Below are 12,676 nucleotides of genomic sequence, written 5' to 3' on the forward strand. Positions count from 1 at the left end.
TCCCCAACGAAAATAACAACCCAGGCCCCCATCCCGTCTCCTGCTCGCGGAATTCACGCTGGGAGAGGTCAAAGCAATGGGTCGGATTGGCAGGAAGCTGCTGGGGTGCCTCACAACACTCGCGATGGGCTGTCAGGGTGAAGTCCTGGAAGAAGGGGCGGAGCTCAGCCTCGCCTCCCTCCAGCGGGAGCTCGCCTCCCCCAGGGAGGAGTCATGTCTGGACATCCAGCAGGCCCGGCCCTCGGCTCCGGATGGGGAGTACACGCTGTATGTGCTGGGGGACCCGGCCTGGCCATGGCGCGTCTACTGCCACGGGATGACAGGAGTACCCAAGGAGTACCTGCCCCTCCAGGAGCGCACCCTCTTCTCCAACTTCTCCCAATACACCGCGGGCGTCGCCTCACCGGGCACCACCGTGCGCAGCCGGTACTCCAGGCTCCGCATCAATCCCTACACCCTGGAGGTGGACACCTCCGACACGACCTTCGCGACCAGCACCGGTGAGCTTGCTCACGCCGGCCTGCCCGTCACCTCCATGCCCTTCGCCACGGCGATGTCCTGCGATTGGGCTGACTCCGGCCGGGCCAACATCGACCTGCGAGGCACGCCGTTCCGGGTCGCCCCGGAGGCGTTCGTCGTCACCGGCTGGGGACAGGTCGGCTCCCAGGTCTACAGCTTCGCCGACCAGGTCGTCTCGCTGAAGGGCGGCGGTTACTGCGGCTCGAACGCCCCGCTCAACGCCGACGGGCTCACCGGCGGGAAGCTGCCCCTGTTCTACACCCTGGCCGACAGCCCCTGGACGCCCGTCGCCCGCGTCTATCCCGTGGACGGCTCGGAGGCCACCGCGAAGCCGCTGCAGCCCGGCTACTACCTCACCCAGGACCTGAACCTGGGCCCCCAGGGCCTCGGCGCCGTCCATGTCCCACGAGGCTGGAGCGTCGTGCTCCATGCCGGCCCGGGCTTCACCGGCACCAGGCACTTCCTCGGCGGCGACGCCGAAATCGTCGGCAACCCATGGTACCGCCAGGCCCGCGGCATCGAGGTGAAGGCCGAGGTCACGCTCCACGCCGGCCACGGCTATCAAGGCGCCCGTCAGACGCTTCGCGCCGGCCGCTACGATCTGTCGCAGCTCACCATCGGCAACGACGCCCTGCGCTCAATCGAGGTGCCGGAGGGATTCCAGGTCACGCTCTACTGGCATGGCGGCTTCCAGGGCGGGCGGCTCATCCTCACCGAGAACACCGACCTCTCGGGCCACGAGTTCGACGCGCAGACCTCCAGCATCATCGTCGAGTCCACCACCGCCCGGCACAACAACATCGTCCACGGCCGCTGGCTCTCCTCGGGAGGACAGGACAAGGGCAGCACTCGCAACCGCGCCTTCACCGTCGACTACACGGGCCGCCCCGATGTCGTGAGCTTCGAGCTGGAGGCCGGCGTCGACCCCTACCTCTACCTCCTGGATGCCAACGGGCAGGTGCTCCTGGAGGGCGGGGAGACGCTGGGAGACGGCCGCGCGCGCCTCGCGTACTTCCTGAGCCCGGGCACGTACAAGCTGGTGGCCGCCACCGCCCAGGCGGGGCGGACGGCGGACTTCACGGTCCGCTCCGACAAGGCGCGCCTGAGCTATCCCCAGAAGCTCTGGGTGAGGACGGTGAACACCTTCACGTGGGCCTACGACGACAGCGGCACGGGCTCCCATGACGATGTCTCCGTCTGGCGTCCCGACCTCAGCCAGCACCCCGGCTACTACTCGCTGGGCGACATCGCCATGCCCGGCCATGGACAGGCACCGCGGATGACGTTCGCGGTCTCCGGCGAGGGAGACCTGCTCGCCAGGCCGCTCTATTACAACCGGATCTGGGAGGACGGCGGCACGGGAGGCAACCACGATGCCGCCTTCTGGCAACCCGTGCCTCCCCCTGGCTACACCTGTCTGGGTTCCGTCGTGGAGCTGGGCTACAACGCGCCTCCCACGGACCGCATCCGCTGCGTCAAGGATGAGTACGTGCTGCCCGCGGGCGCCAGCTGGGTCTGGAACGACAAGGGCTCCGGCAAGGCGAGTGGAGACATCGCGCTGTGGCAGGCGGACCCCAGGGACCACCGCACGCTGGCGACGTCCACCTTCGTCGGCCAGGGGAACTACGACGGTCCGGATGGCTCGCGGTTCTGGGCCCTCAACAACAGCGCGCTCGCCAACCCGGAGCTGCAGGGCGGCTTCGTCGACGACCTCACGGTGCTCCGCTACGCCCCGCGCATCCGGCTCCACCCGAACGAGACGTACTTTCCCGCCGGGATGAATGACTTCGTGCCGAACATGGTGGACGACGGCACGCGGCTGAGGACCCGTGACGCGCTCGCCTGCCCCGAGTGCACGAACCTGCCGTTCCTCCAGGGCAAGCGCCCGGACCAGCACACCGTCCCCGTCTACGCGCAGATCATCCCGCGCACCCAGGCGGGCCTGCCTACCAACACCACGGACGTCGTCTATTGGCTGTTCTATCCCTACAACCGTGGCAAGCCCATCTGCACACAGTGGCATCACCTCCTTCGCACCTGCATGCAATACACGACCTTCGACAACCACGTGGGGGATTGGGAGCACCTCACCCTGCGGTTCGTCGACGGCCGACCGACCCAGCTGGCCATGAGCCAGCGCACGGGACGTCCGCCCACCCACTTCGCCAGCAAGGACCTGGCGCTGGTGGACCTCCACCCCGAGGTCTACGCGGCCCAGGGCTCCCATGGCCTGTATCCAGCCCCTGGCCGATACACCTACGCCCAGGCCAACTTCAGCGAGTACTACCACGATGACACGGGGCCAGGCCTCGCCTGGGATGGCTGGAGCAACGCCGTCATCTTCCCCTGGCAGCCGGCGGGGACGTACACCACGCCCGGGCTGGAGCGGTTCAACCTCACCGTGGACTGGGGCAATGACAAGGCCGGCTGCGGCAACCCGAACCTGATCTACGTGAGCGACTGCATCCTCAACCCGGGCCCCAAGGCCCCCATGGCCCGACCGTTCACCCAGCCGGGCAACCTGTCGATGCAATAGTCGCCGAAAATAACACGCGCTCCACCCCGCCGTCCTTTCGTCGAAGGAGACATCACTCCTTGGATGAAAGGACGGTCTTGCAAGAATGCCTCGGCGTCTTGGATGGAAGCGGTGGAGCGCCCTCGTCGTGCTCTGTATCGGTTGTCAGCCGGTGTCACCCGACGAGGTGACCCCGGAGGAGCCAGGGCCCGGGGAGCTGGACGCGCTGCAGGTGGTGGAGCAGCCGCTGGGGCCCGTGAGGGAAAAGTCCTGTCAGGAGATTCGCGCGGCCCGTCCCACCGCGGGAGATGGCGAGTACGCCCTGCACTTCATGGGAGACCCCGCACGGCCGTGGATGGCCTGGTGCCATGACATGGCGGGGACGCCGCGTGAGTACCTCACGCCGCGTGAGAAGGGACAGCTCGCCAACTTCGCCCAGTACACCGCGGGAGGCGCGACCCCTGGCACCACGGTTCGCACCGTCTACTCGAGGCTGCGCATCAATCCGCACACCCTGCACGTGGACACGACGGACACGACCTTCGCGACCTCCACCGGACAGGTCTTCCATGGTGGCCAGCCCGTCACCTCCATGCCGTTCGCCAACGCGATGTCCTGCGATTGGGCGGACTCGGGCCGGGCCAACATCGACCTCCGGGGCACCGCGTTCAAGGTGGCCACCGAGGCCTTCGCGGTGAAGGGCTACGCCCAGCACGGCGCGAGCGTCTACTCCTGGGGAGACCAGGTCGTCGCGCTGCGAGGCGGTGGCTACTGCGGCTGGATCGGCCCCGCGGACTCCAACGGGTTCGACGGCGGAAGCCTCCCCCTGTTCTACGCTGGCGCCGCGACGGCGTGGACGCCCACGGTCGGCGTCTACCCCGCGAGCACGTCCACCGCCCTGCCCCAGACGCTCCAGCCCGGGTTCTACGACGCCGCCGAGCTGTCGGTGGGCGAGGACGCCATCCACTCGGTGCGCGTGCCGCGAGGCTGGCTGCTCACGCTCTATCCGGACCGGGCCTTCAAGGGCACACCGGCCACCCTCACGTCGGACACGGACCTGACGGGCCAGGCGATCGACTTGAAGGCGTCGAGCCTCAAGGTGGAGGCGCCGGTCATCCTCTACACGGGCAATGGCTTCCAGGGAGCGCAGCAGACGCTGCTCGCGGGCCGCTACGACCTGAGCCAGTTGACCCTCGGCAACGACACGCTGCGTTCCATCCGCGTGCCCGAGGGCTACCGCGTCACCCTCTTCTGGCACGGCGGCTTCCAGGGCGAACGGCTCGTGCTCACCCAGGACACGGACCTCGCCGGACAGCCGTTCCAGGCGCAGACGTCCAGCATCATCGTCGAGTCCACCACCGAGCGGAATGACCACAACACCCTGCACGGACGCTGGACGCCGTCCGGCGGCCAGTTCCCGAGCAGCCTCGACAACCGCCAGTTTATCGTCGACTACACCGGAGCGCCGGACGTCGTGACGTTCGAGCTGGAGGCCAACGTCGGCCCCTATCTCTACCTGCTGGACACCAGCAACCGGGTGCTCGCGGAGGTCAACAACCGGGACGGGGGCCCTGTCGCGCGCATCTCGTATTACCTCAACCCCGGCACGTACAAGCTGGTCGCCGCGACGACGCTGGTGGGACGCGCGGGGGAGTTCACGCTCCGCTCCGACAAGGCGCGCCTGCGAGCCCCGCTCCGGCTCTGGGTCCAGGCGACCAGTGGGTTCGATTGGATCTACGACGACTTCGGGACCCACGCGGACAACGACGTCTCCGTCTGGCGTCCCAACCTCAGCCAGCTGCCCGGCTACTACTCCCTGGGCGATGTCGCCATGCCGGACCACAACCCCGCGCCGAGGATGACCTTCGTGGTCAAGGGCGAGGGGGACGTGCTGGCGCGTCCGGTCGACTACACGTTCGTCTGGAATGACCGTGGCACGGGCGGCAGCCACGACGTCGGCTTCTGGCACCCCGTGGCGCCCCCGGGCTACACGTGTCTGGGTTCAGTGGCCCAGCTGGGTTACGACAAGCCTTCCACCGACCTCATCCGCTGCGTCCGCTCGGAGTATGTCCTTCCGGGCACCTCGAGCTGGATCTGGAACGACCAGGGCTCGGGGGGACACAATGACGGCTCCGTCTTCCAGACGGGCGGCGTGGACCATCGCGCGCTGACGGTCCCCGTCATGGTGGGCCAGGGAGGCTACGGCGGCGCGGACGCCTCGCGCTTCTGGGCGCTCAACAAGAGCATGCTCGCCAATCCGGAGCTGCAAGGCGGGCTGGTCGACGAGCTGGCCGCGTTCCAGTACGCGCCGCGCATCTACCTCCACCCGGGGGAGTACTACATGCCCTCCTCGGTGGAGTTCTTCCTCGCGAACGTGCACGACACCGGGACCCACCTGAAGACGAACCAGTCGCTCGGGTGCCCGTCGTGTACGGCCCCCGCGTTCCTCGACGGTCAGCGGCCGGACCAGACGCACGTGCCCGTCTACATCCAGAAGGTCCGCCGCACGTCGCTGGGGATGCCCACGAACGTCACCGACCTCATCTACTGGACGTTCTACCCGTACAACGCGGGCAAGGAGGTCTGCATCGGCTACGACACCGGAGGCGGCTGTCTGGGCGTGGGCAAGTCCACCTTCGGCAACCACGTGGGGGACTGGGAGCACCTCACCGTGCGGTTCATCGACGGGCGGCCCGCGTATGTCTACATGAGCCAGCACTCGCACGGCGGGCTCTTCGAGTTCGGGCACAAGGACATGGCGCTGTCGGGCTTCCGTCCCACGGCCTACGCGGCGCAAGGCTCCCACGCGCTCTACGCAACCCCGGGCAAGCACACGTACGAGTACCTCCCCAACAACGGCACGCTGGATGACATGACGGGCCATGGCGTGAGCTGGAACGCGTGGGACCGGCCGGTCATCTTCCACTGGCAGCCGATGGGGACTTTCACCGGCTCGCTGGCGTGGCTCAACATCACGTCGGACTGGGGCAATGACAAGGCGGGCTGCGACAACATCGTCTCGGAGCGCTCCGGCGAGTGCATCCTCAACGGAGGCCCCACCGCTCCGCTGAAGAAGGGCTTCGCGCACCCGAGCGCCATGACGATGGAGTAGCCAGCGCGCCGGCTCACCCGAAGAGCTTCGACCAGAAGGACTTCTTCTCCTTCGGCCGAGGCTCTTCGGCCGTGGGCCGGCGCCCCGCGTCGAAGTCGATGCGAGCCACCTGGAGGAGCCCCACCAGGCCGAGGCCGCCGTCCTCGTGCGCGAGGTTGAAGTCCCGCTGGCCGAACGCCACGGCATAACCGTGGGGCTCGTGCTCCCAGAGGGTCATCTCTCCCAGGCGCACGGCGGCGTTGCCGTGCAGACCGGAGCCCGGATACCGCGAGGGCACGCGGGTCTCGAACTGCTGCCCCGTGAGCGTCTGGAAGACGGCGGGGACCCACACGGCATCCATGGAGCTGCGCGGCCGCTCGAACTGGATGGAGGCGAGCTCGTTGTAGGGGATGTCCAGCACGGTGCCGGCCTGGAAGCATGGCAGGTGCGGTCCCGTCAGGTCATCTGAGTCGATCATATCGGTGAAGCGGACGCGGGCGCCGTTGGTGCGTGTCAGCGTTCCAGGGACCTTGGGTGCGGCGCCCGCGATGTCCTTCAGGACGCGGGCCGCGTCGGAGAAGTCGCCCTTCGCGTGGGAGACGGCGGCCTGGAGGTAGGCGCGGGAGAACGGCTGCGGCGCCTGCAGCGCGCCTCGCTCGTTGGCCAGGGTGGGGTCCTTCCTGCGCAGGGAGTGCAGGCGCTCCAGGTTGGCGCAGTGGCCCAGGAAGGTCACGCCATCGGAGACATCGGGGTCCAGCTTCACCAGGGCGTCGAGGGCGCGCAGGGCTCCGTCGAAGTCCTCCAGGCGCACTCGCACGTTGAACGCCATCAGCCACCGGTCCGCGGATGGCGCGGAGGACAGCTCCGCGTCGATCAACTGGAGTGCCGCCTGGAAGTCACCCTTCGCGAGGTGCTGCTCGATCTGCGCCATGGCTCATGTCCCCCGTTCGCCGCGCGGCGACCATAGCGTGCGCGTCGAGGACGTGGGAATGCGGGAGCCGGACTCAGACGCTCATCGAGCGCATGCCGTCCGAGGGCCTCATCATCGGCAGGTCCGAGACGGGCATGGACTGCGTGCCGCTCGCGGGCTGCGTGCGGCCCATCAGCTTCTCCATCTCCTGGTTCGGCGGAGCGTCCTCGAAGGTGGACATCTCGTGGGTCATCGCCTGCTGCTTGCCGTACGGCGGCGTCTGCCCGGCGCGCTCGGCCGCGTCGTTCGCCTTCTTCTTGGCCTCCTCGGCGCGGCGCGTGGCCTCGGTCGTCTTGGCGGAGGCGGCCTGGAGCTGCTTCTTCGCGTCGGTCAGCGTCGCCTCGGCGGCCTTCTCCGCGGCCTGGGCTTCCTTCAGGGCCTGCCTCGACAGCTCCTGCTGCTCGGGCGTCTGTCCCGGCGCCTTCGCCTTCTTCTCCGCCTCCTCACGCGCGCGGGAGGCCTCCGCTTCGGCCTTCTGGGCGGCCTCCGCCTGGCGACGGGCCTGCTTCTCCGCCTCCTTCGCCGCGTTCGCCGCGCGAACCTCCGCCTCCGCCCGCTTGCGTGCTTCGTCCGCGCGCTGCGCGTCATCCGTCTTCGGGCCCTGCTGCTGCCGCACCGACGAGCGATTCTCCACCTTGCTCAGCATGTTCACGGGTCACTTCCTTCCGAGCGCAATGAGGGACAGACACCCCTTCTTCGCCAGAAGCGCCCACATGGTTACAGCGGGGATTTCCCGCGGATTTTCGGGCCACGTCCGGCCCCTCGCCCACCCGGCTCCCTGGGACGAGCGGCTCCCGCCTCGGGCTCGCGCGGTATAGGGTGCCCGGGTGCTGCTCAACGATGGCTATGTGTACCGCGAGAAGCTCGGGCGTCAGCCCGGCCGCAGCGCGCTCGCCCACCTCACGAACAAGTACCGGCACTCGACGGAGGAGGAGTGGCGCAGGCGCTTCGCGCGCGGTGAGGTGCGCCTCGATGACCGCGTCGCGGATGGCTCGGAGCCGCTGAAGGCGGGGCAGTGGCTGTGCTGGCACCGCCCGCCCTGGGAGGAGCCGGACGCGCCGCGGTCGTTCGACCTGGTGCACGAGGACGCGGAGCTGGTCATCGTGGTGAAGCCGAGCGGACTGCCGACGCTGCCCTCGGGCGGGTTCCTCAAGAACACCCTGCTCTCCCGCGTCCAGGAGCGCTGGCCCGAGGCGGTCCCCATGCACCGGCTGGGACGCGCGACGTCGGGCCTGGTGCTCTTCACCCGGACGCGCGACGCCGCGGTGCGCCTGTCGAGCGACTGGCGCGAGGGCCGCGTGAACAAGCGCTATCGCGCGCTCGCGCAAGGCCTCGCCGTCGAGGAGACCTACGACATCCGCGCGCCCATCGGGCTGGTGCCGCACCCCAGACTGGGAGAGGTGCACGGCGCCTGTGCGACGGGGAAGCCCTCACACAGCACGGCGAGGGTGCTGGAGCGACGCGCGGAGGACACGCTCTTCGAGGTCGACATCCACACGGGGCGCTCGGAGCAGATCCGCATCCACCTGGCCTTCATCGGCCACCCGCTCGTGGGAGACCCGCTCTTCGTCGCGGGGGGACTTCCGCACGCGGAGCACCCGGGCCTGCCCGGAGACGGAGGATACCTGCTGCACGCCGAGTCCCTCGCCTTCACGCATCCGGGCTCGGGCGAGCGACTCCAGTTCCAGGCGCCGTTGCCGCCCGCGCTGCGGCTCGGCGGGTGATGCGCGGCTGTCCGGGGGCGTGCTTCCACCCGGACAGCCGTGACAGCGGACCGCTAGTCGATGGACTTGACTTTGTCGTCCTGGTCGAACGTCACGCGCACCTTGGCGAGCGACGACTTCCAGTAGGTCCAGGTGGTGGAGTTGAAGGACGCCGTCTCGTGCGGAGGCGGCGGGCCCCAGGCCATGCGCACGGCGGCGCGCGACATCCCAATCACCACCTCCGACGCGGAGACCTTCTTGCGGTCCTCCGGCGACAGCTCGGCGAGCTTGCCGGCCTGGTCCTCGGCGGCGAACGAGGCCTGGAACAGCGCCCACGTGTCCGCGCCGGAGCGCGAGTCATTCTCGAACACGAACTCCTTGCCCGTCTCCACGACCTTGAACTTCACCTTCGAGCTGCCCTTGTCCAGCACCTCCACCTTCGTGTTGAACGGGAGGATGGGGCCCTTGAGGTAGTTCACCCACGACACCGTGTCGTCCTGGAAGTGGAAGTTCGCCGTCGCGTGGAAGAACTTCGGCGCCGGCGCGGGAGCCGGCTCGGCGGCCGGCGCGGGCTCGGGCTCACCGCCGTACGAGACGACCTTGCCGTCCGCGTCGAAGATGACCTCGAAGGTGGAGAACTTCGAGCTCCAGTAGGTCCACTTCGTGCTCTCGAGCGACAGCGTCCGGTGCGGCGGCGGCGGGCCCACCGTCAGCAGCACCGCGTCCCGCGACATGCCCTTGGCGAGCGTGCCCGCCTTGACCTGCTTCTGCTCCTCGGGCGTGAGCGCCGCGATGCGCGCCGCGGGGTCCTTGGCGGAGAAGAAGCCGGGGAACAGCGCCAGCGCCGTCTTGCCCAGGCTCTTGTGCGAGACGAACCGGAACTCGGCGCCGGAGTCGACCACGCGGCAGCGGACCTCGTCGTCATCCCGCTCGAGGACCTGCACCTTCGTGCCCACCGGAAGCGACAGCCCCTTGCCCCGGTAGTTCACCGCGGAGAGCTGGTTCTTGTTGAGCAGGAGGTTGGCCTGGGCGAACACCACCTCGGCGTGAGCGGTCAGGGTGGTCAGCAGTCCCAGCGCGAGCAGGGTGCCGAGCGCGTTCTTTCGATTCATACGGTGGGTGTGCCTCGTCGTGAATGAGGGGCGTGCTTCTAGGCGCCCTTCAGGGGGTTTTCCAGTACCCCCGGGCCGCTTCCGACGAGACCCGGCCCACCGCATTCACAGACGTGGGCTCAACTCTCCTTCTTGGAATCTGAATCGAGCTTCGGGAGCCCGACGCTCCGGGAGAGGTGCTTGAAGGCGGTGAGCCACATCTCCACCTCGCGCCGGGACAGCGCCGCGCGGGTGAGCGAGTGCATCATCTCCGCGAGCAGCGCGTCCGGGGCCTGCGTGTTGAGGAAGCCCACCTTCAGGAGGACCTGTCGCATCCAGGCCTGGAGGGCCTGCACCAGCCGCAGCGGGGCACCTTCCACGGCGCCGGGAGTGGTCTGCTCCACCTGCTCTCGCGCGCAGAGGTAGAGCAGGACGGCGGCCGCCTGGGCCAGGTTCATGGAGGGCTGCTCGGGCCGGGTGGGGATGACCAGGGCCTGCTGGCAGTGGCTCAGGTCCTCGTCTGACATGCCGCGCTTCTCGCCGCCGAGCACCAGGGCCACCTTGCCCCGCTGCGCGTGCAGCGACAGCAGCGCCACGGCGTCCTCGGGGGAGAGGGTCGACATGCCGCGCAGGTTCTGGCGCGAGGTGGTGCCCATGGCGAAGACCACGTCCTCGAGGGCCTCGGGGAGCGTGGGGTAGATGCGCGCGGACTCGAGGATGTGGCCGGCGTGCACGGCCATGCGGCGCGCGCCGTCCATCTCCTGGAGCTGGGGGTCGGAGAGCACCAGCTCCGCCACACCGAAGTTCGCGGCCAGGCGCGCCACGGCGCCGAGGTTGTCCGGGCCCTGGGTCTGGTGCAGCACGACGCGCAGGTGGGAGGTGAGAGCCATGCGGCCACCTTACCCGCCACGTGTGGACCCGTCGCGGACATCCGCACGGGCGCGTTCCCAGGTCTATTTCTTCCAGCCCGGTCCCACGGACATCTCGTAGTCGAGACGAACGGCTTGCCCGGACTCGACGCTGAAGTCCGTGCAGCGCTCGAAGCTCGTGCAGATGACGTAGTCCCCCGAGGCCAGCTCGGCCTCGTAGAACCCGTCGCCGTCCGACTTCACCGAGGTCACCAGCTCACCGTCGGACTGCGTGCGAATGCTCAACTCCATCGACCGCGGCTCGGGGTCGCAGGAAGAGGAGCACACGTCGTCGACATACTCGGTGAGCCCGTAGACACCCTGGGAGATGGTCCGGGCCGATTCGGGGTCGAACTCGCCACAGGCCACACCGCAGGCGACGACCGCGGTGAGTGCAGCCTTCTGGAGAAGAGAGGACGATGTCATGAGCGAGACCCTAGCGCAGGTGCCTGTACGCTGTCCGAGGAAGACCGGGCCAGCCACAGCGCGCTCGCGACGAACGAGGAGATGGCTGTCCAATAATAGAAGCGGAACTCGGCGCTCACGCAGACGGGGAGATACGCCAACGCATAGCAGGCGCCCGAGGCGGCCACGCAGAACATCAACCCGCCATCCAACGCGCGACGACGCCAGCCCACGACCGCCAGCGCCAGCGTCAACGCCAGCCACGGTGCGCCACTGGCCGCGACCCACGGGAACTCCTCGCGCATCGCCGACAGGGCCCGATGGACCGCGGTGTGGGTTCGCAGCGTCAAGCCCAGGTCGTTGGGATCGATGACGCGGTGGAAGCTCCCGATGTCCCGATAGTAGCTGTCGGAGGAGTCTCCCAGGCCGAGGCTCGCGGAGTACGTCGACAAGCGGTGCCGCAGATACGCGCCTGGATGCGTGCGCACGACCCGGAGCCACTCGCGTGTCAGGGCATCCCTTGCTTCGAGCACCTGCGTCGTGGAGATGGAGCCACGCGCCGGTTCTCCCCATAGAAGCGGAGTGATGGACCGGGGGTCATACAGTCCGCCCAGCTGCTCCGGAGTCCATTGCCACCGCTCCACGAGCGGCGAGCCATCCATCGCCGAGGGCTCGCGCACGTAGACGCCCACCACGTCGAACACCAGCAGCGCGCCGGCGATCCACGACTTCTGCGCGCCCATGGCTCGCTCGACGAAGCCCGGGGCGCACGCCAGGATTCCGAGCAGGATGCCACCGGCGATGAACGGGCGAGCCCGCTCCTTCATCAGCGCGGGGACGCGCGCCACCACCATGGGCACCAGCAACACACTGGCGACGATGGCGTTGTGCCGCGTCAGGGTCGCGAAGACCAGACAGGCGAAGGCCCAACCCGGACGCCCTCGGGTGAGCAGCATCACCGTCCCCAGCAGCATTACCGCGTTGAACACGTCCTTCCAGAGCGTCACCCCGACGGCCCAGGTGCTCGGGAGCAGGCAGTACACGACGAGCAGCGCGAGCGCCCCCAGCCCGCGTCTTCCGGAGACACGCCCGAGCAGGAGGACAGGGCCCAGCGACAGCACCAGGAGCTGGAGGGCCAGCACCGGCCAGGTCGACCCCGTCAGCGCGAAGGACTTCCCCAACACGAACGAGAAGAAGGGAGAGTGCCAATCCGAGTAGCGACCCGCACGCCCCTGCGCCAGCATGTCGAGCGAGTCGCTGGAGAGCAGCCCGGGCTGGAAGGCCACGAAGAGCAACACGCCCCAGACGCTCATCAGCGCCAGCCGCGCGCGCCAGCTCCCGAGCACCGCGAGCAGGCGGCTGCCGGCCGACATCGAGGCGGAGGGCGTCTGCTCGACCTCGGGCGCCGAACCCTTCGGAGCGGGCGTCGACGGGTCCACCTCCGGCAGGGGCCGAACCTGCATCCCCATGGGGC

9 protein-coding genes are annotated in these 12,676 nt (G+C 68.8%); 3 read left to right on the forward strand and 6 right to left on the reverse strand.

Annotated elements, in window-relative coordinates; genetic code table 11:
- Nucleotides 1-76: 76 nt before the first annotated feature.
- Entirely contained in the window at nt 77-3,055 is a 2,979-nt protein-coding gene (locus VZQ01_RS00115) for a Vps62-related protein (protein WP_426746599.1), read from the forward strand.
- 127 nt (nt 3,056-3,182) lie between these two features.
- Nucleotides 3,183-6,146, forward strand: coding sequence for a Vps62-related protein (locus VZQ01_RS00120; protein WP_426746600.1), 2,964 nt, complete (start codon nt 3,183-3,185; stop codon nt 6,144-6,146).
- Nucleotides 6,147-6,159: 13 nt separating this feature from the next.
- On the opposite strand, the gene VZQ01_RS00125 is transcribed toward VZQ01_RS00120, so the two are convergent.
- Nucleotides 6,160-7,056 (reverse strand): type VI secretion system accessory protein TagJ, encoded by an 897-nt coding sequence (locus VZQ01_RS00125; RefSeq protein WP_223784330.1) that lies wholly within the window; start codon nt 7,054-7,056, stop codon nt 6,160-6,162.
- Between the two features lie 73 nt (nt 7,057-7,129).
- Nucleotides 7,130-7,747, reverse strand: coding sequence for a hypothetical protein (locus VZQ01_RS00130; RefSeq protein ID WP_426746601.1), 618 nt, complete (start codon nt 7,745-7,747; stop codon nt 7,130-7,132).
- Nucleotides 7,748-7,922: 175 nt separating this feature from the next.
- On the opposite strand from VZQ01_RS00130, the gene VZQ01_RS00135 reads away from it, so the two are divergent.
- Nucleotides 7,923-8,819, forward strand: coding sequence for an RluA family pseudouridine synthase (locus tag VZQ01_RS00135; RefSeq protein ID WP_426746602.1), 897 nt, complete (start codon nt 7,923-7,925; stop codon nt 8,817-8,819).
- 53 nt (nt 8,820-8,872) lie between these two features.
- Here VZQ01_RS00135 and VZQ01_RS00140 read toward each other — a convergent pair whose 3' ends face one another.
- The 4 genes from VZQ01_RS00140 to VZQ01_RS00155 all read right to left on the reverse strand — a co-directional run bounded on the left by VZQ01_RS00140 (nt 8,873) and on the right by VZQ01_RS00155 (nt 12,671).
- Nucleotides 8,873-9,910, reverse strand: coding sequence for a hypothetical protein (locus VZQ01_RS00140; protein ID WP_267696457.1), 1,038 nt, complete (start codon nt 9,908-9,910; stop codon nt 8,873-8,875).
- Between the two features lie 119 nt (nt 9,911-10,029).
- Nucleotides 10,030-10,779 carry an RNA methyltransferase gene (locus VZQ01_RS00145; protein ID WP_223751067.1) on the reverse strand — a complete coding sequence of 250 codons (750 nt, stop codon included), beginning with the start codon at nt 10,777-10,779 and terminating at the stop codon, nt 10,030-10,032.
- A gap of 63 nt (nt 10,780-10,842) precedes the next feature.
- A complete protein-coding gene (locus VZQ01_RS00150) occupies nt 10,843-11,223 on the reverse strand; it encodes a hypothetical protein (RefSeq protein ID WP_426746603.1) in 381 nt (126 codons plus the stop codon).
- Nucleotides 11,220-12,671 carry a hypothetical protein gene (locus tag VZQ01_RS00155; RefSeq protein ID WP_426746604.1) on the reverse strand — a complete coding sequence of 484 codons (1,452 nt, stop codon included), beginning with the start codon at nt 12,669-12,671 and terminating at the stop codon, nt 11,220-11,222. Before VZQ01_RS00155 ends, VZQ01_RS00150 begins: the two co-directional genes overlap by 4 nt.
- Nucleotides 12,672-12,676: the final 5 nt, after the last annotated feature.

This window comes from Myxococcus faecalis (assembly GCF_050039385.1).
Taxonomy (GTDB): Bacteria; Myxococcota; Myxococcia; order Myxococcales; family Myxococcaceae; genus Myxococcus; species Myxococcus fulvus.